This is a genomic window from Sulfitobacter indolifex (assembly GCF_022788655.1).
GTDB lineage: Bacteria > Pseudomonadota > Alphaproteobacteria > Rhodobacterales > Rhodobacteraceae > Sulfitobacter > Sulfitobacter indolifex.
Genome location: NZ_CP084954.1, coordinates 63873 through 86868, shown reverse-complemented (window position 1 = coordinate 86868; position 22996 = coordinate 63873). Strand labels below are relative to the sequence as shown.

Sequence of the window (22996 nt, the reverse complement as noted above, 5' to 3'; positions counted from 1 at the left end):
GTCACGAAATATCACGCAGACAGGCCGCTCAGACCACCTGCGCCTCAGAGAGTTCGCGCTGCAGCCGGGCTTCTTCCGCCGCTTTGGGAGTGGTGAACCGGGCCAAAAGAAAATAGGCAACAGGGGTGAGGTAAAGCGTGGATAGCGTGGCCATCCCCAAGCCCCCCACAATCACCCAACCAAGCGCCTCGCGCGCTTCTGCCCCCGCGCCCGAAGATAAGATAAGCGGCACGCCCCCCAGCACGGTTGAGGTCATCGTCATCATCACGGGACGCAGGCGGATCGTAGATGCGCCAAAGATCGCCTCATGAATATCCGCCCCTTGATCGCGTAGTTGATTGGCAAACTCAACGATAAGAATGCCATTCTTGGCCATGATCCCGATCAACATAACCAAACCGATCTGGCTATAGACGTTCAGGCTTTGCCCCGTCATCAACAGCGCGAATATCGCGCAGGCGAGCCCCAAAGGCACCGTGGCCATCACCACAATGGCCGAGACGAAACTCTCAAACTGGGCAGCAAGGACGAGGAAAACCACGAGGATCGCAAAGCCAAAGGTTACGAAAAGCCCCGAACTGGTTTGATCCAATGCGGCGGCTTCGGCCAAGGGCACGATCAGGTTTTCATCGCCAAGCACCTCATCGCCGATGGCGCGCACTTGCACCAGCGCGTCCCCAAGCGACAGACCCGGCGTCAGCCCCGCAGAAATCTCGACCGAACGGTTCTGACCTTCGCGGTCCAGCTCAGGTGCGACGGCGCGTTCTTCGAGGGTGACAAAACTGGCCAATGAGATCATCTGCCCGTTGCCCGATTGGACAAAGACATTCTCAAGGTCGCGCGGGTCGTTCACCGGGTCTGAGGTCGACAGCATCTGCACGCCGTAGCTGGTGTCGTCGATAAAGACCGATGCCACCTCGCGCCCGTCGAGCATGGCTTGCAAGGCTTGGCCCAAGCCTGTGATATCAACGCCCAGATCAGCCGCCAACGTCCGGTCAATCTGCACGAAAAGCTGCGGTTGCGTGCGCTCATACTCCAGCCGCACTTGGCCCATCGCGGGGTTCGTGCTCAGTCGGTCAACCATCGCCTGCGCGACTTCCGAGAGTTGCTCATAGTTGTTACCAGTGATCGCAAAAGACAGCCCCCGCCCCGCGCCGCGAATGCCTAGCGAATTGGGCTGGATCGCAAAGGCCCGCACGCCAACGATGCCGCGCAGCTTGCCATTCATCTCGCCGACGATCTCATCTTGGCTGCGCGCGCGGTCTTCCCATCCGGCGAGGGTGAACACCATGAAGCCCCGGTTGTCCGCGCCAAACCCGGTGATGGAGAAGATGTTCGTCACCTCCCCGGCTTCTTGATGCGGGGTTATCAGGTCTTCGATCTCGCGCATTTTGCTTTGGGTATACTCAAGCGACACACCCTGCGGGGCCGTCACGCTAAGCAGGGCCACGGCGCGGTCTTCGCGCGGGGTCAGCTCTTGGCGGATTTCGCCTGAAACCAGCACTGCCGTCAGCGCCACAAAGGCGGCAATCAGCACCACAACATAGGGCATTGCCAGTGCCCAGCGAAGCGTCGCGGCGTAGAGCCGGAAAAGCCCGTTGCCAAGGGCCACCACAGGACCGCGCGGATTTTCCGCTGCAGGCCGGGTGAGCAAACGGCTGGCCAAAACGGGGCAAAGGCTGAGTGCCACGACAGAAGACAGCATCACCGCGATCGCGAGGGTAAAGCCGAACTCTCGAAACAACCCGCCTGCTTGGCCGGGCAGGAACGACAGCGGGATGAAAACTGCCGCCAGCGTCGCGGTGGTGGTGACAACGGCAAAGAACACCTGCGACGTGCCCAGCACCGCCGCCGCGCGTGGCCCCATGCCCGCCGCACGCTGTCGCACGATATTTTCCAAGACGACAATCGCGTCATCCACTACCATGCCCGTGGCCAAAACCAAGGCGAGCAGTGTCAGGATATTGATCGAAAAACCGACCAGATAGATCGCCGCCAATGTGCCGATCAGGGCCACGGGCAGGGTCAGCGCCGGTATCAGCGTGGCGCGGAAATCGCGCAAAAAGATGAAAATCACCGCAACGACGATGCCCACAGCAAAGGCCAGCGTCGAGAGCACTTCGCGGATCGAGCCCGAGATAAAGGTCGCGTCGTCAGAGGTGACAAAGATCCGCACATCTTCGGGCAGCGTGCCATTCAATTCTGCCACCACGGCGCGCACGTCGTTTGAAATTTCCAAAGTGTTCGAGGTCGCCTGCCGGATAATCCCGATGCCCAACCCCAATTGCCCATTCGCGCGTAAGATCGTTTCGCCCTTGGCGGGGCCGAGCGTCACTTGAGCGACATCGCCAAGCCGGACATTCTCCTTGATTTCCATCGCTTCAAAGGCCTGCGTTGTGGCGACGCTGGCGGTTGTGCGTACGTTGATCGACTGGCGGTCCCCCGCAAGATCGCCCGCAGGGGCATCATAGGCGACATCGGCCAAGGCGCGTTGGATATCGCCCAAGGTTAGGCCACGACTGGCCAGTTCCAACTGATCAATATCGACCCGAAAAAATGGCTCGCGGTCGCCGTAAATCTGCAGGTCCGCGACCCCGTTGACCGAGATCAGCCGATCTTCGACGCGGTCCTGCACAAGTTTGGTCAGCTCTTCGGGCGAGCGGCCCATGGAGGTCACGGCAATCCGCATCACCGGCTGGGCATTGGCGTCGGCCTTGACGATCTGCGGCTGCTCGGCGCCGTCGGGCAGTTGGTTTAAAATCCGCGCGACAGCGTCACGGACATCGGTGGCAGCCACGTCGATATCAGTGCTGTCATTGAACTCAAGCGTGACCCGACTGCGTCCAAAACGTGAGTTGGACGAGATTGCCCGCACGCCAGAGACACGGCCAACAGCGCCTTCGATCCGTCCCGTCAGCTCTTGGTCGACAGATTCAGGGGAGGCACCCGAGAAGGTCGTGGTGACAGTTACGACGGGCCGATCGACATTTGGCAGTTCGCGAATTTCCGCCCCAAAGAGCGCGGCGACGCCTGCCAGCACGATCAGCGCGTTCAACACAAAGGCAAGGATTGGCCGCCGTACAAAAAGCGCTGTCCCGCCTCCGGTGGAAGGGGGCGGCGAACCTTCGCTCGGGGCACTTGCGCTCATAGGGATTTCTTTTCTGGGGATGCGGCGTCTGACTGCACGCTGCCGGATTGATTGGCTTCTCGCACATCGCCGCCTTCGCGCAGGGTTTGCACGCCCTCGGTCACCACGACATCAGTGGCGGCAAGCTCTTCCGATAGAACCAAGACGGAATCGCTGTTGCGCTGCGCGATTTCCACCGCGACCTGTTGCGCCTTGCCCTCGCGCACTGCCCAGACAAATGGACCGTCGGAGGACCATTGCACCGCCAACGGCGGAATCGCCAAAAGCGCGTCACCGACAAATGTGAGGCTGACGGAGAACGCCATGCCAGCGCGCAATTGGTCGTCTTCGTTCGGCACCCGGCCTTGCACCAACAGAGTGCGGCTGGCGCGGTCAATCACACTGTCGATAGCGCTGACTTCGCCCTTGAGGGTAAGATCGCGCATGCCAAGGGGGGTGACGATGATTTCTTTACCCAAGGCCAATTTGGCCACCACACGCTCTGGCACGCGGAAATCAATTAAGATCTCGCTGCGGTCGGTCAGGGTGGCGAGTTCGTCTTGGGCATTCACCCGGTCGCCTTCCTCGATGTCAGTGATCCCAACCCAGCCAGAGATCGGCGCAAGAATACGGCGCTGAGAAAGGTCAAACTGCGCTTGGCTGAGTGCAAGCTCAGCGCTTTGCAGTGCCAGTTCCGTCTCGCGCAAGCGCACTTGGCTAACCGCGCCTGTGTTTTGCAATCGCTCTACGCGGACCTGTTCGGTGCGGGCATTCTCTAGCTGCAATTCGGCCTGTTTCAGCGCGATCTGCTCGGCCTGATCCTCCAACAGCGCGATCACAGCGCCTTTTTCAATCAGCTGCCCGGCGGGCAGATTGAGTTCGGTAATGACCCCCACCGCGTTGGACCGCACGGTCACGGACCGGCGCGCGCGCCCGTCGCCAATGGCGGTAATGCGGTCGGCTAATGTCTCTTGGCCCACCTCGGCAGTCACGACCAGCGATGGCCCGCCGCCGCCCCAGCCGCCACCTGACGCCTTGGGCTTTTCCGGTGCCGCGCCGATACCCAAAAGATCAAGGACACCCGTCTGCGCCACGAAGGGGCGAGACGCAGGCACGTAGGTTAACATCACATAAAGACCGGCAACGAGAACCAGCAGGAATACGATAAATTGGCGCAGGGCTTTCACGAGGATGCGCTTTCAAATTGCGTTACAAGGCGCATATTTGAGCATCCCCCCGAAAAAGGCACGTCAAATCTGCTTGATCATTGGCTGGACATTCCGCGAAGGAACCACTGGCTGATACGACTATGACGCGGAACCTTGCCCGGTGGAAGAGCGTCTGGGTTGATTACTAGAAATGGCAAATCCGCCGCACAAAATATGGGCGAAGCTGAGATTAAAGAATTATCACGCGCGCTACGGTCATGTCATTGACGATATGACTGCTCAGCCTCAACTTTGGCTGATGAGCATTGGGTTGCGAGGCACGCGTCTGACCGTCTGCGCGGGGATTGATGCGGTGACCCTAATCATGTCGGGCATGTTCGCGGGTCTGAGCATCAGGTTTTTTGTTGCACCGCGGCTGGTCAGGGGCGTTGGGCATATCCGCACCGTTGTCTCGCTCGCCGCTGTCACTTCGGCAGCGGCGTTGATGCACCTTGCGCTTATCGCCCTTGGGTTTCGATCACGGTGTGCTCTCTTACCGACTTAACTATCGGCGGGCAGGGGTTACGGTTTCCGCTTGGTCGGAGTTTCAACCGTAGGAGCTGCGATGAATAGGGCTGCTTACCCCTCGGGCCATGCTTCGGGCACATTGCGGCGCAACTCGTCCAACCACGGGGTCGCCACACTGTCCGACGGCGCCCGCCAATCGCCGCGCGGCGACAACGCACCCCCGGCACTGACCTTTGGCCCATTCGGCAGCGCCGAACGTTTGAACTGGCTGGTGGCAAAGAAACGATGGAGGAATTTTTCCAGCCAGTGGCGGATGGTTTGAAGGTCGTAAGCGTTGCGCTTGGCCTGCGGAAAACCATCTGGCCAGCGGCCCTGTTCGATATCATGCCAAGCGTGCCATGCGAGGAAAGCCACCTTTGACGGTGACAGCCCATAGCGCATTGTGTGGTAGAGGAAGAAATCGTTCAACTCATAGGGCCCGATCATCGCCTCGGTGCTTTGAATGTCCTCGCCCTCGGCCGCAGGCACTAATTCGGGTGAAATCTCGGTCTCCAAAATGGCGTCGAGCACCTTGTCGGTCTCAGCGTCGAATTGGCCCGAGCGAGTAGACCAGCGGATCAGATATTGGATCAGCGTCTTCGGGACGCCGGTGTTCACGGCATAATGGCTCATCTGATCGCCCACGCCATAGGTACACCAGCCAAGCGCCAGCTCACTCAGATCGCCAGTGCCGATGACAAAACCCTGCCGCTGGTTGGCCAACCGGAAAAGGTAGTCGGTGCGCAAACCGGCCTGCACGTTTTCAAAGGTGATGTCATAGACCGGCTCTCCGTCCGAGAAGGGGTGATCCATATCCTCTAGCATCTGCCGCGCAGCGGGGCGGATGTCGATCTCATCGGCGGTGATGCCCATGGCGCGCATCAGCTTCCATGCGTTGGATTTGGTGCCCTCGGAGGTGGCGAAGCCGGGCATGGTGAACCCTAAAATACAGTCACGCGGCAGCCCCATTCGATCACAGGTCTTGGCCGCCACGATCAGCGCATGGGTGGAATCGAGCCCGCCAGAAATGCCGATGACCATCGTCTTGCTCTTGGTCGCCTCAAACCGACGCCGTAGGCCTTCGACCTGAATGTTGAACGCCTCATAGCAATCTTGATCCAGATGGCTTTCGCGGTTCGGCACATAGGGAAAACGGCGCAGCGGGCGTTGCAGGCCCGCGTTTTCATAATGCGGCTGATGGGTGAACGTCACGCGGCGGAATGAGGGTGCGCGGTGCCGTGCGGCGTCATGGAAACTGCCCGTTCGCATCCGCTCTGACTGAATGCGCCCGCAGTCCACATCGGCAATGGTCAGTTCCGGCTCCAGCGGAAAGCGGGTGGATTCCGCCAGCAGATCGCCCAATTCGTGGATCATCCCCTGCCCGTCCCACGCCAGATCAGTCGTGCTCTCGCCCGGCCCGGCGGCGGAATAGACATAGGCCGCAAAGGCGCGCATGGATTGCGACCGGCAGAGCAGATGGCGGTCTGACGACTTGCCGATCACGATGTTAGAGGCAGAAAGGTTGGCCAAGATCAACGCCCCTCCAAGGGCCGCATCAGCCGACGGCGGTGCAGGCGTCCAAAGGTCTTCGCAAATCTCGGCATGAAAGATCAGGCCAGGAAGATCCGTCGCTTCAAAAATCAGATCATCGCCGAAGGGCACGCGACGTCCCGCCACGGTGATTTCACCGCTGGTGTCACGGCCATGGGCAAACCAGCGCTTCTCATAGAACTCGCGGTAGTTGGGCAGGTAGGATTTTGGCACCACCCCCAACACCTGCCCGCGTGATATCGCGATGGCACAGTTATAAAGCCGCCCCTCGCGCCGCAACGGCGCGCCGAGTAGGACCACCGGTGTCATCTTGGCGGTGGCCTCAATGAGCGCCCCAAGCGCCTCTTCCACCGCATTCAGCAGCGCGTCCTGCATGTGCAGATCGTCAATCGCATAAGAGGAAAGCGACAGTTCAGGGCAGACCAGCAGATCAACGCGGGCCGTGTCGGCACGGCGCATTTCCTCCAGCAGACTATCGCGGTTGAACGCCACATCGGCAGGGCGCACCCGCGGCGTGCAGGTGGCCACGCGGACAAAGCCATGACGGTGGTAGGCGGTAAAGGCGTCGGCTTGGCTCGTGCTCACGTCAAGGTTTCCTTCAATATCGACTTTCGGGCCACGCTCCCGGATCATGGCGCGGCGGATTGACCCGATGAACCTTGTTACACCCTTCGCGTGCAAGCGCAAAATGCATGGATTTCTCTTCTGCGTTCACGCGGGGCCGCCTGATCGGACTGCACATTGACCCAACCTTGCGCGCCTGCTTAACATTGCAAGAAATCAATGCGCGCGCATCCATAGACGGGACCAATAGCGATGATCGACCTTTATACATGGACCACCCCAAACGGCCGCAAGGTCTCGATCCTGCTTGAAGAGCTTGGGCTCGACTATAACGTGCATGCCATCAACATCGGCAAAGACGAACAACACACCCCCGAGTTTCTAAAGATCAGTCCCAACAACAAAATCCCCGCCATCGTCGACCATGAGACCGGGGTCAGCTTGATGGAATCCGGCGCGATCATGTGGTATCTGGCCGAGAAACATGGCCGCTTCTTGCCCGAAGGTCAGGTGGCGCGGGCCGAAGTGATGCAATGGCTGATGTGGCAAATGGGCGGCTTTGGCCCCATGGCCGGGCAGGCACATCATTTCTTGCACTTTAACCCCGGCAAAGCCGCCTATGCAGAAGAGCGGTTCAGCGCTGAGGTCAAACGCCTCTACGCCGTGCTCGACAAACAACTGGAGGGGCGTGACCATATCTGCGGCGAATACTCTATCGCCGATATGGCCTGCTGGCCTTGGGTCTCGCGCTATGAATGGCAGCAGATCGACCTTACCGAATATCCAAACGTGCGCGCATGGTACCAACGCCTGCGGGCGCGGGGCGCGGTGCAAAAAGGCTATCACGTGCCCAAAGTGATGGGCGATATTCCCGAAGGGTGACACGCCAAATGCCCCGCCGTTTGCGCGACAATGACGCCAGCGGGAACCAACCACCAAACTGAACGGTTGCACTTGCATGGGCAGTGCCGCCGTTCGCGCGGTCTGCCCCATTCTATAAATGGGGAGTGAATCGTGGTGCATGATCTGATGGTAGCAAACTGTACCGACATCCGGACGCTGCCATGAACAGTGCCCCACGTTTCGATCCCCTTCCGCCCGCCCCGCAGATTGACGCCCTTTCCGATGCCGCCCGGCAAGCCCTGCGCGACGCGGCCTCTGCCGAGGAAAGCGGTGAAAGACCGATCGCTGCATCCATCGACATCCTTCGTGACGCCGGGCTGATGTTTGAGGACGGCGCCACGTCGCCGCTGCGGACCGCGCGTGCCTTGATGCAGATCGGCGCTGCCAATCTTAGCGTGGGCCGGTTGTGGGAAGGGCACGTAAACGCGCTACGGCTCATTCGCTTGTATGGCACCAAGGCGCAAATTCGACACGCGGAACAGGTGATTGAGCAAGGCGGCCTTTTGGGGGTTTGGGGGGCCGATGGGGACACGGCCGCCACGTTTGAAGCAGATATCTTGCAGGGTGAAAAGATTTTCGCTTCAGGCTTGGGCACCGTTACGCATGCGGTTATTTCGCTAAACTCCGGCCCCAAGGTTCAGCTCGCGCTGGTAGAGGTCACCGACCCTAAACGTGGGGATGCATCGCAGTGGGACATGCTGGGCATGCGTGCCACGGCGTCGGGCCGGTTCGATTTTTCTGGCCTGGCAGCGCAAGAAAAGCACCTGATCGGCGCGCCCGGTGATTACTTAAACGAGCCGCATTTTATTGGCGGGGTCTGGCGGATTGCCGCCCTTCAGGCCGGAGCGGCGGCAGGCCTTATCGACACGGCAGCAACAGCCCTGCGCGCGATGGACCGTTTGGAGGCCGACGCCCAATTGGCTCGGCTTATGCAGGTGTTGATGCGTGTCTGGGCCGGGATGGCTTTGGTGGAACGCGCCGCACTTGCCAGCGTGGATGATGTGCAACCTGAGACCATCGTCAGCACTTCTATCGCCGCGCGGATTTACACCGAGGAAGTCGCCCTAGATGCGATTAGGGCCGTGGAGCAAAGCCTTGGCTTGCGCCACTTCGCAGCAACCTCCGAAACCGGGCGGATGGCGCGCGATCTGTCGGTCTACCTGCGCCAAGCCGCGCGGGATGCGTTTCTACAACGCGCCGCGCGCCACGCCTTGTCCTCTCATGAGACGGTCTGGGGTGTCTTCGGATGAGTGAGAATGCCCGCCTTCTCGACGCCCTTTCTGGCAGGGAAAAGATTGCTGTTCTGGCCCCGCATCCTGATGACGAAACCCTTGCCTGCGGTGGCCTTCTGGCCCGTGCTTTCTCGGCCGCGGGCGTGCATGTGGTTTGCATGACAGATGGCAGCGCCAGCCACCCTGGTTCTCACGATTGGCCCCCTGCCCGCTTGGCCGAAACACGCCGCGCGGAGTTGCTTGCAGCGCTTAATATTCTGGGCGGCAATACTGAAGACCTGACATGGCTTGGCCTGCCCGACAGCCGGATGCATGAAGTTGCGACGTCTGAGGTATTGGCGTCGCTTACCGACGTGATTGACGCCCAAAACATACGCCACATCTTTGTCCCGGCGCGCGAGGACAAACACTGCGATCACCAGACCACCGCACAGCTCGCTGACGCTTTGCGCGACACACGGCCTGACCTGCATTTCTACAGCTACCCGGTTTGGAGCCGTTGGGACGACCCTCAGTTTGCCCAAAACACCGCGCCATATGACCCGGTTCATCTCGACACCTCCCCTTTTCGCGAAACCAAGATCAACGCCATCCGGGCGCATCGCAGTCAGCTTGGTCAGGTCGTGCAAGATGATCCTGAGGGCTTTGTCCTGCCTGAACCCATGGTCGAGCTGTTCGCGCAGGAAGATGAGATTTTCTGGAGGATGCCGTGATGGGCGTTGGATTGGATCATTTGCAAGGGCTCTACGCGCAGACCAGCGATCCTTGGGGATTTGAGCATAGCGCTTATGAGCAGGCAAAGTTCAAAGCAACCCGCGCGGCGCTTTCGCAAAGTGGCTATCGCAGTGCCTTTGAATTGGGGTGCGGCAACGGCCAGTTGGCGCGGCATCTGATCGATGTTTGTGCGCGCTATACCGGGATGGACGCTGTGGCGACCGCGCTACGCGCCGCGCGACAGACCGTACCACAAGGCCGCTTTGTTCAAGGCTTCTACCCCGGCCCCCTGCCCGAAGGCGATTTTGATCTGCTGATCTTGTCAGAGGTACTTTATTTTCTGGATCACGCGGGCTTGGAACAGCTGGCGACAGACATTGCGGCACGGTGGCCGCAGGCCGAGATCATCTGCGTGACGTGGCGCGGCCCTACCGGAAATCCGCTTGAGGGAGAGGAGGCGTTGCAAGGCTTTGCACAGACCCTCACCACACATGATTTCACCTGCGTGACCCAGACCGACGACTACCGCATAGACCGCGCGTTGCCGGGGGCAAGCACATGAGTTTCGAGCGCTGCAAAGATACCGCGGTCATCATCCCCGCGAGAAATGAGGCGGAGCGGATCGCGGCCTGTCTCACCGCCCTCGCCCCGCAGTGTAACGAACGGGTCAGGGTCGTGGTTGTGGTCAATAATTCCGATGATGACACCGCCGCGATTGCGCAGTTCACAGCGAGGCAGCACCACATCGATCTAAGCGTGCTAGATATCACTCTCGCCCCCGGGATGGGGGTCGGGGCGGCGCGGCAGCGGGGCTGCGCCCTTGCGCTTGAGCAAATGCCCCATCTGCGCCATATCTTGACGACCGACGCCGATTGTCGGGTAAGCCCCGACTGGGTTGCCCAAAGCATCCATCACCTGCAAGACGTTGATGCGGTTTGCGGAAAGGTCACCTTAAACCCCGCTGAGGCCGAATGCTTGGCCAGTTTAGACCCCAGTTTGCACGACTATGAAACAGCTTACCGCGCCCTGGTGCTTGAGCTCTATACCCGCCATGCCCCGAATTGCGCTGATCTTCGCGGCAGCCACGGTGGCGCCCCCGGCGCCAGCCTTGGTTTCACCCGGGATGCCTATGAAACCGTCGGTGGCTTTGCCCCGATCCCCTGCGCCGAAGACCGCCAAATCATTCGTACGTTGCGAGAGTTTGGCAAAAAGGTGCGGCATGCAGACGATATCTGGATCGAAGCCTCCTGCCGTCTTGTCGGGCGGGCTGACGGCGGTATGGCGGATACTTTGCGCACCAGATTAGCCGGGGCGGATTATCTGGCCGATGACTGCTTGCCGAATGCGGCATTCTTGATCGATCAGCAGCGCCGTGGCGTGATGGGCTGTTGGCCGCCGCAGGTGCCACCTGTTGAGCGCGTATCGGTACGCGATCTGCCTGCGCACATTTCGGTTCTGTCGGCCTTCCTTAACGGACAAGACGGCGCATTTGACCGGACCGCACATACCGTGCCGTCCAAATTCTGGTCCGGGGAGAAGTTTCAGAGCCCGGTCACGAATGCTTGGGAACCCCCCGCCTCCCGGGCGGTTGAACTCTCGTAGGGCTGAGCAATTGCGCCCCACTCTGGAAGGGCCAGTTGGCCCACCGCGAATTTGCAACAAATCCTCCCGATCATATTCCGGGGGCGCTGTGGAGAAAGATCATGACAGATAAAGAACTTGGCAAAGGCGGCGAACCCCGCCAGCAAACCACGGACCGCGAAAAGACGATGACCACCGCGCAGGGCGGTCCGATCGCGGATGATCAGAACTCGCTCAAAGCGGGCCCGCGCGGCCCGGTCTTGATGGAAGATCACATTTTTCGCGAGAAAATGTTCCATTTCGACCACGAGCGCATTCCAGAGCGCGTCGTTCACGCGCGCGGCTACGGGGTGCATGGGCACTTTGAGCTGACCGAGGCGATCCCCGAACTTTCCGCTGCTGACATTTTCCAGCGCGTTGGCGAAAAGACCCCGACATTCACCCGCTTCTCGACCGTGGCGGGCAACAAGGGGTCCTTCGATCTGGCCCGTGACGTGCGTGGCTTTGCGACCAAGTTCTACACCCAAGAAGGCAACTGGGATCTGGTCGGCAACAACATCCCCGTGTTCTTTATCCAAGACGCGATCAAATTCCCCGATCTGGTCCACTCAGTCAAAGCCGCCCCCGACCGGGGCTTCCCACAGGCACAATCGGCGCACGACAACTTTTGGGATTTCATCTCGCTCTCGCCCGAGGCGATCCATATGACGGTTTGGCAGATGTCCGACCGAGCGATCCCGCGCTCCTTGCGTTTCATGGAAGGTTTCGGCGTGCATACCTTCCGGCTGGTCAACGCTGAGGGCAAATCCCATTACGTCAAGTTTCATTGGAAGCCCAAGCAAGGCGTGCAATCGGTCGTCTGGAACGAGGCGCTCAAGATCAATGGCGCGGACCCGGACTTCCACCGCCGCGACATGTGGGATGCAATCGACGCGGGCGATTTCCCGCAGTGGGATCTGGGCATTCAGGTCTTTGACGATGAGTTTGCCGATAACTTTGAGTTCGACATCCTCGACGCGACCAAACTGATCCCCGAAGAACAGGTGCCGGTGCGCATCATCGGGACGCTGATGCTGGATGCCAATGTCGACAACTTCTTTGCCGAGACCGAGCAGGTCGCATTCTGCACCCAAAACATCGTGCGCGGGATTGACCACACCAACGATCCGCTGCTGCAGGGCCGGAACTTTTCGTACCTCGACACGCAGATTAAACGCCTTGGCGGGCCGAACTTCACCCATATCCCTATCAACGCGCCGAAATGTCCGTTCCACCACTTCCAGCAAGATGGCCATATGGCGATGCACAATCCCAAAGGCCGGGTGAACTATGAGCCGAACAGCTGGGGTGAGGATGGCGGCCCGCGTGAGAACCCGGAGATTGGGTTCAAAAGCTACGCGGAAGAGGTCAGTGGCACCAAACAGCGCGTGCGGTCAGAGACCTTTGCCGACCACTATAGCCAGGCGCGGCAGTTCTACATCAGCCAGACCAAGATCGAACAGCAGCACATCGCGGCGGCTTATACGTTCGAGCTGTCCAAGTGTCAGGAGGAGCGCATTCGCTTGCGGATGCTGTCGCATCTAATGAACGTGCATGACGATCTGGCGAAACAAGTCGCCGACGGCCTTGGTGTAACCGAGATGCCCGAACCTGCGACCCCTGCCCGCGCGCCGATCACCGATCTGCCTGCCTCCGATGCGTTGAGCATTCTCAAGAACCCACCAAACACCTTCGCGGGTCGTAAGCTGGGGCTCTACTTGACGGATGGTGCCGATGCATCTGTGGTGGAAGCGCTTGAGCAAACCTTTAAGGATGAAGGTGCGATGGTGGCCATCGTCACACCTCACATTCAAGGGGTCACTCTGTCCGACGGCAGTACCCGCGCGGGGGATGAAAAGATCGACGGTGGGCCGTCGGTTGTGTTTGACGCCGTGGCACTGGTCTTTGGCGACGAGAAAGCCGACAAAATCGCCAAGAACAAGCCCTCGCAGGATTTCGCCTCGGACGCCTTTGCGCATAACAAGTTCATTGCTTGGACCAAGGCCGCCGATCCGCTGCTCAAAGCCGCCGGTGTTGAAAAGGACGAGGGCACCACGGAGATCACAGCCGACAACGCCGGAGATTTCCTCAAGTCCTGCCGCAAGCTGCGGTTCTGGGAACGCGAAGAAAAGCCGAATTGGGAATAAGAAATCATTGGCCGGGGCCGCAACGCCCCGGCTTTTCAACGTCGGTGCACCTGTGACGAGGGCGAGATGGCATTGGCGGTGTCTTGCAACCGCGGCAGGATCTCCGCCCTGATACGCTCACGCGTCCATGTATGGGCCGAGACCGAGCATTGCACCGCCGCAAAGGCACGCCCGTCGGGGCCGATGATCGGGCAGGCGACACCAATCTCTGACAGAATCATTTGATCGCTGGAGATCGCATGGCCCTGCTGCACGGCCTCATCGATGCTGTTGCGGATTGTCGCCCGGTCCAAAGTGGTGCGCGCGGTAAATGATTTAAGCGGCCAAGTCTCAATCGCCTCTTCACGGTCCTCTGGCGAGAATGTCGAGATGATCGCGCGGCCCGCTGAGGTTGACAGCGCAGGCAGCCGCCGTCCGATGACCGTGGCTGCAAAGTAGGTCCGTTGGCAGGGCAACCGGCTAACGTAGATGATATGATCCTTGGAAAGTTCGGCCAGATTGACCGTTTCGCCAATCTCTTGGCTAAGGTCGATCAGCTTGGGAATCGCCTGCCCGACCAGTTGATCCGACCAGTAATAGGCATAGGCCAGCTCCAGCCATGCATGGGATGGACGAAAGCGCCGGGTCACCGGATCTTTGTCGAGCATCCCTTCGATATGCAGCGTATTTGCAAGACGTTGCACCGCGCTTTTGTCCAGCCCGCTGCGCTCTGCAAGCGCCACAAGGGACAATTCCGTATGCGATTCATCAAAGGCGCGGAGCAGGCGCAGCCCTTTGGCGAGTGACCCTACGTAGAGCGTATTTTGCTTCTTTTCCAATCACCTACCCCGAAAGTTAGCCTAAAATATCAAACCGGGGCTTGACGTATACCGAACGGATTGCGTTTACTAATCGTATAGCGATATCCAGTATTATTATATGATACGCTTCGCAAGTCAAAAAGATACGGAACTGAATTCGTAAACCAACAGGGGAGTTGACCATGAAATCCACGGTCCTGAAATCTACCATCACCGGGCTTATCCTAGCCGCCGCCACGGGCGCGGCTTGGGCCGACAAGGCAGACGACACGCTGAACGTCGCCTTCACCAAAGAGCTTGAGAACGTCGACAGCTATTTCAACTCATCGCGGGAAGGCGTGGTTTTGCAGCGCGCGGTCTGGGACGGGCTGATCTACCGTGATCCGGTCAGCAACGAATACATGGGCAACCTCGCCACCGAGTGGGAATGGATCGACGACACGACCATCGAATTCAAACTGCGCGAAGGCGTGAAATTCCACGACGGCTCTGACTTCACAGCCGACGACGTGGTGTTCACCGTCAACTACGTGGCCGACGAGGCCAACGGCGTGAAGACACAGCGCAACGTCAACTGGATGAAATCGGCTGAGAAGATCGACGATTACACCGTGCGCATCATGCTGAAAGAGAAATTCCCGGCGGCGATCGAATTCCTTTCCGGCCCCGTGTCGATGTACCCCAGCGACTACTACGAAGAAGCCGGCCCTGAGGGCATGGGCCTCAAACCCGTCGGCACCGGCCCCTACAAAGTGACCGAAGTCGTGCCCGGCCAGCACTTCAAACTGGAAGCCTATGAAGGTTACCATGACAGCCCCAAAGGCAAGCCCAGCATCAAAAACGTCGACATCCGCACCATTCCGGATGTGAACACCCAGATGGCTGAACTCTTTAGCGGGTCGCTCGATCTGATCTGGCAGGTGCCTTCGGACCAAGCCGAAAAGCTGGCCGAGCGGGACGAGTTTCAGGTTTCCAACGAATCCACCATGCGCGTCGGTTATCTGACGCTGGATGCGGCGGGCCGTTCGGAAGACAGCCCCTTCACCGACATCCGCGTGCGCAAAGCGGTGAACTACGCGATCAACCGTCAGGAACTGGTCGATGCGCTGCTCAAGGGCAAATCTAAAGTCGTTTACACCCCCTGCTTCCCCAGCCAGTTCGGCTGCGACGAAGAGGCCGCGGTTAAGTATGAGTACAACCCCGAGAAGGCCAAAGAACTGCTGGCCGAAGCGGGCTATGAAGATGGCCTGACAATCGACTTCTACGCCTACCGTGACCGCGAATATGCCGAAGCGATCTCAAGCTACCTGAACGCTGTGGGCATCGATACCAACTTCAAAATGCTGCAGTATTCCGCTCTGCGTGAGCAGAGCATGAACGGCGAAACAGCCGTGTCGTTCCAGACCTGGGGCAGCTATTCGATCAACGACGCCTCTGCCATGGTCAGCCAGTTCTTCAAGCACGGCTCGCTTGACTATGCGATGGACGACGAGACACTGGAATACCTCAACATAGCCGACAGCTCGACCGATGAGGCCGTGCGCAAAGAGAACTACTCCAAGGCAATTGAGCGCATCACCGAGGAAGCCTATTGGGCGCCGATGTTCTCCTACAACACCAACTACGTGACCACCAATGAGGTGGAATACACGCCCACAGCCGACGAAGTTCTGCGCTTCACCACGGCCAGCTGGAAGTAAACCAACCCGCAGGGGCGCCGTGTTCGGTGCCCCTGCCCGGCTTTTTTCCGCACCCCACCCAGACCCACGCGGCAGGCCATCCGTCTGCGGCGCAGCCTCAAGGTAGTTGCACCCGTGCTTCAATTCATTCTCAAACGATTGGGATTGGCCATTCTCGTGGCCTTCACCGTGTCGTTTATCAGCTTTAGCCTGCTGTTCCTGTCGGGCGATCCCGCCGCCGCACTGGCCGGCGAAACCGCCAGTGGCGAAGATGTCGAGGCCCTGCGCCGCCTCTACGGTTTTGACCGTCCGATGCTGGTGCAATATGGCGAATGGCTGTTCTCGGCCATTCAGGGCGATTTTGGCGAAAGCTACTATTTCCGCCTGCCGGTTGCCTCGCTCATTGCTGACCGTCTCAGTGTTACCATGATACTGGGCGTCTGCGGCATCACCTTCGCGCTGCTGACTGCCGTGCCGCTTGGCGTGGTCGCCGCGATCCGCCCCAATTCAATCATTGACCGTGTGGCGCTGTTCATCTCGGTCGCCGGGCAAGCGATGCCAAGCTTCTGGTTCGGTCTGATCCTGATTGTTGTTTTTGCCATCCAACTGGGCTGGCTGCCGCCATCGGGCACCGAGACTTGGCGTCATTTCATTCTGCCGACCATCGTGCTGGGCTATTACGCGATGCCCGCGATCATGCGCCTGACCCGCGCAGGCATGCTGGATGTGCTGAACTCAGACTACATCCGCACCGCGCGGGCCAAGGGGGCCAATGAAACCCGCGTGCTGTTCCGCCACGCCCTGCGCAACGCGATCATCCCGGTGGTGAGCCTTGCCGCCGTGCAAATGGGCTTCATGCTGGGCGGCTCCATCGTGGTGGAATCGATCTTTGCCCTGCATGGCGCGGGCTATCTCGCGTGGGAAAGCATCGCGCGTAATGACCTGCCCACCGTACAGGCGCTGATCCTAATTTTCTCGATGTTTTACATCGTGTTCACCTTCCTCGCAGACGTGCTGAACGCATGGCTCGACCCCCGCATGAGGAGCAGCTGACATGATCACCGCTGGTACACATGACAGCCTTTTGGACGAAATCACCGGCCCGACCCCCGGCCAGATGCTGCGCAAGCGCGTCTTTGGGCATCAGGGTCTGCTGATCGGGGCGATTGTCCTCGTGATCCTTACGATCATCGCGATCCTCGCCCCATGGATTGCACCCCATGACCCCTATGCGCAAAGCCTGATGACCCGGATGGAGCCTCCTGTGTTCCTCGGCGGCGATTGGGAGCATCCTTTGGGCACCGATCACCTTGGCCGCGATTACCTGTCGCGCCTGATCTATGGTGCGCGGATTTCACTGTTGATTGGGGCCGTGGCGGCGCTGATCTCTGGCGTGATCGGCACGGTCATGGGCGTGGCTGCGGGCTACTTCGGTGGCAAGGTCGATGCGGTCGTGACCTTCCTAATCAACGTGCGTTTGGCGATGCCTGTGGTGCTGGTCGCCCTCGCGGTCGTGGCGATCCTCGGCGGTTCGCTTCAGGTCGTGATCGGCGTTCTGGGTCTGCTGCTCTGGGACCGTTTTGCCGTGGTGATGCGCGCCTCGACCATGCAGGTCCGGCGGCGCGAATATGTTGCGGCAGCACAGGTCATCGGTGCCTCGACCCCGCGCATTTTGCTGTCCGAAATCATGCCCAACATCGCCAACAATCTGATCGTCGTCGTGACGCTGGAAATGGCCCATGCGATCCTGCTGGAAGCCGCGCTCTCCTTCCTCGGCCTCGGGGTGCAACCGCCGACGCCGAGCTGGGGGCTGATGGTCTCGGAAGGTAAAAACATGATGCTGTTCGAGCCGTGGCTCGTCCTGATCCCCGGTGCCGTTCTTTTTGTGCTGGTGCTGGCGATCAATCTGATGGGCGATGGTCTGCGCGACGTGACCGCCCCCGAAAACCGGAGCTGACCCATGACAGAACCTCTTTTGAGCGTCCGCAATCTGCGGCTCGACATACCCACGGGCGGCGGCACTCTGCATGCGGTGCGTGGGATCGACTTTGATCTTAACCGGGGCGAGACCCTGTGCATCGTTGGCGAAAGCGGCTCGGGGAAATCCCTGACCTCGCTGGCGTTGATGGGCCTTCTGGGAAAGTCCATCAACCGCCGCGCCGACCGGATGACCTTTGACGGGACTGAGTTGACCACCGCGAGCCAAAGCCAGATGCGCAAATTGCGCGGCGCACGGATGGCGATGATTTTCCAAGAGCCGATGACCTCGCTGAACCCCGCCTATACCATCGGGGACCAACTGGCCGAGGCGCTGCTGTTGCACCGCAAGGTTAGCCGTCAGCAGGCCCGCGACCGGGCGATCGAGTTGCTGGAGAAGGTCGGCATCACCGCCGCCGAGAGCCGCTTGTCGCAATACCCACACCAGTTGTCGGGCGGCCTTCGGCAACGCGTGATGATCGCGATGGCGCTGATGTGCGAACCGGAACTGATCATCGCGGACGAGCCGACAACCGCGCTCGACGTGACCATTCAGGCGCAGATCCTGCGGCTGCTGCATGATCTGGGACGCGAGATGAACATGGCGGTGATCCTCATCACTCATGACCTCGGCGTCGTGGCGCGGGTGGCAGATAAGGTCGCGGTAATGTACGCGGGCGAGTTGGTCGAGACCGGCCCGGTGGCCGACATCTTTAACGCGCCTTCGCATCCCTACACCCGCGGGTTGCTGCGCTGTATCCCGCTGCCCGGCAAGACCGACCGCGGTGCGAAGCTTGGCACTATTCCGGGCATCGTGCCATCGCTGGTGGGCGAAGTCGAAGGCTGCGTTTTCCGCACCCGTTGCCCCCATGCGGTGGCCGAATGCCGTGGCGACATCCCCAAACGCGAGGACGGCAATCACGCCTTCCGCTGCATTTTCCCCGATGGCAAACGCCATTCCGAGAAGGAGCTGACCGTATGAAGGACAGCGTAAACACCCCCCCGGTGCTGGAGCTTTCCGGCGTTAGCAAAACCTACCGGGTGAAACAGGGCATGTTTGGCAAGGTCAAACCGCTGACCGCCGTGAACGACGTATCGCTGCAACTGGGCCGGGGCGAAGTGCTGGGGCTGGTCGGTGAGAGCGGCTGTGGTAAATCCACCCTCGCCAAGATCCTGCTGGGTCTGGAACAACCCACCGCCGGTCACGTTAAGATTGACGGCGAAGAGATCACGCAGCAGGGCCGCTTGGCGCTCGCGCGGCGCATCCAGCCGATCTTTCAAGACCCCTATTCTTCGCTCAACCCGCGCAAAAGCATCTATGACGTGATCTCCCTGCCGTTGCGGGTACATGGCATCGGGGATGAGGCCAGCCGCAAGAAAAAGGTGAAAGAAATCCTCGACGTTGTCGGCCTGCCGCAGCGCGTGATGAACACCTACCCCAGCCAGATGTCGGGCGGCCAACGCCAGCGCGTGGCGATTGCACGGGCGCTGATCATGAAGCCCGAAGTGGTGATCTGCGACGAGCCGACCTCGGCGTTGGATGTGTCGGTACAAAGCCAGATCCTCAACCTATTGGGTGAGCTGCGCGAAGAGTTTGGCCTGACCTATCTTTTCATCAGCCATGACCTCGCGGTGGTCGAGCACCTCGCGACGCGCGTGGCAGTGATGTATCTGGGCGAGATCGTCGAGCAGAACTCGGTCGCCGGGCTCTTCGACGCCCCGCGTCACCCCTACACACAAGCGCTGTTGAAATCCGTGCTGACGCCCGAGCCGGGCTTAGGCGTGCCGGACACGCAGCTTGGCATGGCCTACCCCAACCCCATCGCGCCGCCGCCGGGCTGCCATTTCCATCCGCGTTGCCCGCGCGCGACGGATTTCTGCAAGCAAAAGGCGCCGCGCCACATTCCGATCCCGGAGGGCCATGTTGCCTGCCATCTGCACGATCCGGAAACCCCCATGTACGAGCAAGAGTAATCCCATGTCATCGAACCTGTCGCACAGCAGTCAAACCCGCAAAACCGTCATCGAAACCGAACACGGCGTCGTCGCGGCCCAGCACCGGCTTGCAGCAATCGCAGGGGCCGAAGTACTGGCGGCTGGGGGCGACGCGGTAGACGCAGCCGTGGCCACCTCATTCGTCATCGGGGTGCTGGAGCCGTGGATGAGCGGCCCGGCAGGCGGCGGGGCGATGATGCTTTGGCGCGCCGACGAAGGCCAAGCCCACGCATTGAACCACGGCATGCGCAGCCCCGGCGCGCTTGACCCGGCGAACTATCCGCTCAGCGGACGCGGCAAGGCGGGCGATTTGTTCCCGTGGGAACATGTCGAAGGTGACCGCAACGTGCAGGGTGCGACTGCCATCGCGGTGCCGGGGGTTGTCGATGGCCTGGGCCAAGCGCATGAGCGTTTCGGCAAAATGCCATGGGGTGAGCTGCTGTCGCCCGCGATAGACCACGCGCGCAAGGGGCTTTTGGTCGATTGGTACGCCGCGCTTGTCATCGCCTCTTGCACGCGCGAATTGGCGAAAGATGACGATGCCGCAGCGCTCTTTCTCGAAGATGGGCAATGGCCGACGGTCAGCGGCTGGACCGCGTTGGCCGAGAAGCGGTTGGATCAATCGCGCATGGCCGACAGTCTGGATCAGATCGCCCGCCACGGGGCGCGTACCCTTTACGACGGCGACCTCGGTGCCGCCATGGCGCAAGACGTGCAGGACAAAGGCGGCAGTCTGTCGCGCGAAGACCTAAACGCCTACCGCGCCAAATTTCATGCACCGCTCGATTTCGCCTACCGCGATGCGCGTTTTCATGTGGTGCCGGGGCTGACCGCCGGGCCGACTTTCCGCGATACTTTCGCCTCGCTTGAGACCGAAGCCTTGGGCAACGCCCCCGGCCCCGACAGCTATGCCGCGATGGCCAACGCCCTTAAAGGCGCTTATGCTCGCCGACTTGGTGCAATGGGTGACACGGGCGAAAGCCCCGAAGCCCCTGGCTGCACCACGCATTTCTCGGTCGTCGACCGCGACGGCAACATGGTCGCGCAGACCCAAACACTGCTGTCGATCTTTGGCTCGCGCGTCGTCTCCCCCTCTACCGGATTTCTGATGAACAATGGCATCATGTGGTTCGACCCGGTGCAGGGCCGCCCGAATTCGCTCGGCCCCAACAAGCGCTGCTTGATGAATGTCTGCCCGGTGATCGGCGAACAGGGTGACAAACGCTTTGCCTTCGGTGCCTCCGGTGGGCGTAAGATCCTCGGCGCGGTGGCGCAGCTTTCGTCCTTCGTGACCGATTTCGACATGTCACTGGAGGACAGCTTCCACGCGCCCCGGATCGACGCCTCGGACGCCAACCAACTTATCGCCGACGAAGACCTGCCACGCGATGTGCTGGACCGCCTGCGCGAAGACAATACTGTCGCCGAAACCAAGCGCACCATCTTTCCTTACGCCTTTGCCTGCCCTGCCGGCGTGATGCGCGACGCGGGGCGCAATTCGGGCTGTACCGAGATCATGTCGCCGTGGGGCGACGCCATTTCCGAAGATATGACAAAGGACATTTAACCATGAGCCGCGACAGCGCGATCCAAGCGATTTCGACCTATTTCGACGAAGGTACCTTCCAATCCGAACTGGCCAATCTTGTGTCCTACGAAACGGAAAGCCAGAACCCGGACCAAGCACCCGAACTCAAACGCTACCTGATTGAGACGATGGAACCGCGCCTGAGCGCGATGGGTTTTGCCTGCAGCTTTCACGACAACCCCGACCCGCGCGGCGGCCCATTCCTTGTGGGCGAGCGCCGCGAGGGTGACGATCTGCCAACTGTGCTGACCTACGGCCACGGCGACGTGATCCGCGCGCAGACCGATCAGTGGCGCGAAGGGCTGCATCCTTTCAAACTGGTTGAGGAAGGCGACAAGCTTTATGGCCGTGGCACGGCGGACAACAAAGGCCAGCACCTGATCAACATCGCAGCGATCGAAGCGGTTCTGAAAACGCGCGGTAAGCTGGGGTTTAACTGCCGCATCGTCATCGAGATGAGCGAAGAGACCGGCAGCGCGGGCTTGCCGGAGTTCTTTACCGAGCATCGCGAGAAGCTGACGGCGGATGTGCTGATCGCCTCCGATGGGCCGCGCCTGCAACCCGATGTGCCGACGATGTTCATGGGCTCACGCGGCGGGGTGTCTTTTGACCTGATCGTCGAGAAGCGCGAGGGCGCGCATCACTCGGGCAACTGGGGCGGCCTGCTGTCCGATCCGGCGATGATCTTGGCGCAGGCGCTCGCGACCATCACCGACAAACGGGGGCAAATCCAGATCGCTGAATGGCGTCCGGACAGCCTGACCCCTTCGGTACGCGAAGCGCTGAAAGACCTGCCGATTGAGAGCGACGACGGCCCGGCCATCGACATGGATTGGGGCGAAGAAGACCTGACCCCGGTCGAGCGTGCCTATGGCTGGAACAGCTTTGCTATTCTGGCGATGAAAAGCGGCGTTCCCGAAGCGCCGGTCAACGCGATCTCGGCCCATGTGACGGCCACCTGCCAGCTGCGCTATGTCGTCGGCACCGATCCCGAAGATATTTTGCCGTCGCTGCGCCGTCACCTTGATAAACAAGGGTTCGAAGACGTACGGATCGAGCCGCATGACCGGGGCTTCTTTCGCGCAACGCGTCTGGATGCGGACCACCCTTGGGTCAAGTTCGTCGCCCGGTCCTTGACCGAGACAGCAGGCAAAGCACCGCATATCCTGCCGAATCTTGCAGGGTCCCTGCCCAACGATAGTTTCAGTGACATTCTCGGCCTGCCTACGGTCTGGGTGCCGCATTCCTACCGCAGCTGCTCGCAACACGCGCCGGATGAGCATGTGCTGAAACCCGTCTGCCGGGACGCGCTGCGGGTGATGGCCGGGGTCTTCTGGGACTTGGGCGAAGGCGATACACCGCCGCGCGCCGGATAAAAAACACG

Annotated in this window: 17 protein-coding genes; 13 read left to right on the top strand and 4 right to left on the bottom strand. The window is 60.3% G+C overall.

The genetic code is table 11. From position 1 onward, the window contains the following. Positions 1–28: 28 nt before the first annotated feature. From DSM14862_RS19215 to DSM14862_RS19205, 3 genes are all read right to left on the bottom strand, one after another. Positions 29–3148, bottom strand: coding sequence for an efflux RND transporter permease subunit (locus DSM14862_RS19215; RefSeq protein ID WP_007120773.1), 3120 nt, complete (start codon positions 3146–3148; stop codon positions 29–31). Further along, positions 3145–4314 (bottom strand): efflux RND transporter periplasmic adaptor subunit, encoded by a 1170-nt coding sequence (locus DSM14862_RS19210; protein ID WP_007120774.1) that lies wholly within the window; start codon positions 4312–4314, stop codon positions 3145–3147. The genes DSM14862_RS19215 and DSM14862_RS19210 overlap by 4 nt, the downstream gene beginning before the upstream one ends. Before the next feature lie 600 nt (positions 4315–4914). Further along, positions 4915–7026 (bottom strand): NAD(+) synthase, encoded by a 2112-nt coding sequence (locus DSM14862_RS19205; protein WP_007120776.1) that lies wholly within the window; start codon positions 7024–7026, stop codon positions 4915–4917. Between the two features lie 183 nt (positions 7027–7209). Between DSM14862_RS19205 and DSM14862_RS19200 the strand changes: the two genes are divergently transcribed. From DSM14862_RS19200 to DSM14862_RS19175, 6 genes are all read left to right on the top strand, one after another. Beyond that, positions 7210–7839, top strand: coding sequence for a glutathione S-transferase family protein (locus DSM14862_RS19200; RefSeq protein WP_007120777.1), 630 nt, complete (start codon positions 7210–7212; stop codon positions 7837–7839). A 182-nt stretch (positions 7840–8021) separates the two neighbouring features. Further along, positions 8022–9110, top strand: coding sequence for an acyl-CoA/acyl-ACP dehydrogenase (locus tag DSM14862_RS19195; protein ID WP_007120778.1), 1089 nt, complete (start codon positions 8022–8024; stop codon positions 9108–9110). Continuing rightward, the gene (locus tag DSM14862_RS19190; protein ID WP_007120779.1) at positions 9107–9805 is read left to right on the top strand and encodes a PIG-L deacetylase family protein; all 699 of its coding nucleotides are present in this window, start codon (positions 9107–9109) and stop codon (positions 9803–9805) included. Before DSM14862_RS19195 ends, DSM14862_RS19190 begins: the two co-directional genes overlap by 4 nt. After that, positions 9805–10368, top strand: coding sequence for a class I SAM-dependent methyltransferase (locus tag DSM14862_RS19185; RefSeq protein ID WP_007120780.1), 564 nt, complete (start codon positions 9805–9807; stop codon positions 10366–10368). Before DSM14862_RS19190 ends, DSM14862_RS19185 begins: the two co-directional genes overlap by 1 nt. Continuing rightward, entirely contained in the window at positions 10365–11408 is a 1044-nt protein-coding gene (locus DSM14862_RS19180; RefSeq protein WP_007120781.1) for a glycosyltransferase, read from the top strand. The genes DSM14862_RS19185 and DSM14862_RS19180 overlap by 4 nt, the downstream gene beginning before the upstream one ends. Before the next feature lie 101 nt (positions 11409–11509). Beyond that, complete coding sequence (locus DSM14862_RS19175) at positions 11510–13573, top strand: catalase (protein ID WP_007120782.1); 2064 nt, start codon at positions 11510–11512, stop codon at positions 13571–13573. Between the two features lie 35 nt (positions 13574–13608). Here DSM14862_RS19175 and DSM14862_RS19170 read toward each other — a convergent pair whose 3' ends face one another. Continuing rightward, on the bottom strand, positions 13609–14391 hold the full coding sequence (locus DSM14862_RS19170; RefSeq protein ID WP_007120783.1) for an IclR family transcriptional regulator: 783 nt from the start codon (positions 14389–14391) through the stop codon (positions 13609–13611). 164 nt (positions 14392–14555) lie between these two features. On the opposite strand from DSM14862_RS19170, the gene DSM14862_RS19165 reads away from it, so the two are divergent. The 7 genes from DSM14862_RS19165 (at position 14556) to DSM14862_RS19135 (ending at position 22988) form a co-directional block, all read left to right on the top strand. Continuing rightward, positions 14556–16073, top strand: a complete 1518-nt coding sequence (locus tag DSM14862_RS19165) for an ABC transporter substrate-binding protein (protein ID WP_243254631.1) — start codon at positions 14556–14558, stop codon at positions 16071–16073. Positions 16074–16187: 114 nt separating this feature from the next. After that, complete coding sequence (locus DSM14862_RS19160) at positions 16188–17105, top strand: ABC transporter permease (RefSeq protein ID WP_040702053.1); 918 nt, start codon at positions 16188–16190, stop codon at positions 17103–17105. Position 17106: 1 nt separating this feature from the next. Further along, the gene (locus DSM14862_RS19155) at positions 17107–18009 is read left to right on the top strand and encodes an ABC transporter permease (RefSeq protein WP_007121381.1); all 903 of its coding nucleotides are present in this window, start codon (positions 17107–17109) and stop codon (positions 18007–18009) included. A gap of 3 nt (positions 18010–18012) precedes the next feature. Continuing rightward, complete coding sequence (locus DSM14862_RS19150; RefSeq protein WP_007121382.1) at positions 18013–19011, top strand: ABC transporter ATP-binding protein; 999 nt, start codon at positions 18013–18015, stop codon at positions 19009–19011. Then, on the top strand, positions 19008–20003 hold the full coding sequence (locus DSM14862_RS19145; protein WP_007121383.1) for an ABC transporter ATP-binding protein: 996 nt from the start codon (positions 19008–19010) through the stop codon (positions 20001–20003). The genes DSM14862_RS19150 and DSM14862_RS19145 overlap by 4 nt, the downstream gene beginning before the upstream one ends. 4 nt (positions 20004–20007) lie before the next feature. Then, complete coding sequence (locus tag DSM14862_RS19140) at positions 20008–21591, top strand: gamma-glutamyltransferase (protein ID WP_243254630.1); 1584 nt, start codon at positions 20008–20010, stop codon at positions 21589–21591. 2 nt (positions 21592–21593) lie between these two features. Next, positions 21594–22988 carry a M20 family metallopeptidase gene (locus DSM14862_RS19135; RefSeq protein ID WP_007121449.1) on the top strand — a complete coding sequence of 465 codons (1395 nt, stop codon included), beginning with the start codon at positions 21594–21596 and terminating at the stop codon, positions 22986–22988. Positions 22989–22996 lie beyond the last annotated feature (8 nt).

What these genes read in the sequence shown, in the direction of transcription:
- DSM14862_RS19215 (WP_007120773.1), bottom strand. Translation starts at nt 3,148, where the DNA reads ATGAGCGCAAGTGCCCCGAGCGAAGGTTCGCCGCCCCCTTCCACCGGA.
- DSM14862_RS19205 (WP_007120776.1), bottom strand. Translation starts at nt 7,026, where the DNA reads ATGATCCGGGAGCGTGGCCCGAAAGTCGATATTGAAGGAAACCTTGAC.
- DSM14862_RS19200 (WP_007120777.1), top strand. Translation starts at nt 7,210, where the DNA reads ATGATCGACCTTTATACATGGACCACCCCAAACGGCCGCAAGGTCTCG.
- DSM14862_RS19195 (WP_007120778.1), top strand. Translation starts at nt 8,022, where the DNA reads ATGAACAGTGCCCCACGTTTCGATCCCCTTCCGCCCGCCCCGCAGATT.
- DSM14862_RS19190 (WP_007120779.1), top strand. Translation starts at nt 9,107, where the DNA reads ATGAGTGAGAATGCCCGCCTTCTCGACGCCCTTTCTGGCAGGGAAAAG.
- DSM14862_RS19185 (WP_007120780.1), top strand. Translation starts at nt 9,805, where the DNA reads ATGGGCGTTGGATTGGATCATTTGCAAGGGCTCTACGCGCAGACCAGC.
- DSM14862_RS19180 (WP_007120781.1), top strand. Translation starts at nt 10,365, where the DNA reads ATGAGTTTCGAGCGCTGCAAAGATACCGCGGTCATCATCCCCGCGAGA.
- DSM14862_RS19175 (WP_007120782.1), top strand. Translation starts at nt 11,510, where the DNA reads ATGACAGATAAAGAACTTGGCAAAGGCGGCGAACCCCGCCAGCAAACC.
- DSM14862_RS19165 (WP_243254631.1), top strand. Translation starts at nt 14,556, where the DNA reads ATGAAATCCACGGTCCTGAAATCTACCATCACCGGGCTTATCCTAGCC.
- DSM14862_RS19155 (WP_007121381.1), top strand. Translation starts at nt 17,107, where the DNA reads ATGATCACCGCTGGTACACATGACAGCCTTTTGGACGAAATCACCGGC.
- DSM14862_RS19150 (WP_007121382.1), top strand. Translation starts at nt 18,013, where the DNA reads ATGACAGAACCTCTTTTGAGCGTCCGCAATCTGCGGCTCGACATACCC.
- DSM14862_RS19145 (WP_007121383.1), top strand. Translation starts at nt 19,008, where the DNA reads ATGAAGGACAGCGTAAACACCCCCCCGGTGCTGGAGCTTTCCGGCGTT.
- DSM14862_RS19140 (WP_243254630.1), top strand. Translation starts at nt 20,008, where the DNA reads ATGTCATCGAACCTGTCGCACAGCAGTCAAACCCGCAAAACCGTCATC.
- DSM14862_RS19135 (WP_007121449.1), top strand. Translation starts at nt 21,594, where the DNA reads ATGAGCCGCGACAGCGCGATCCAAGCGATTTCGACCTATTTCGACGAA.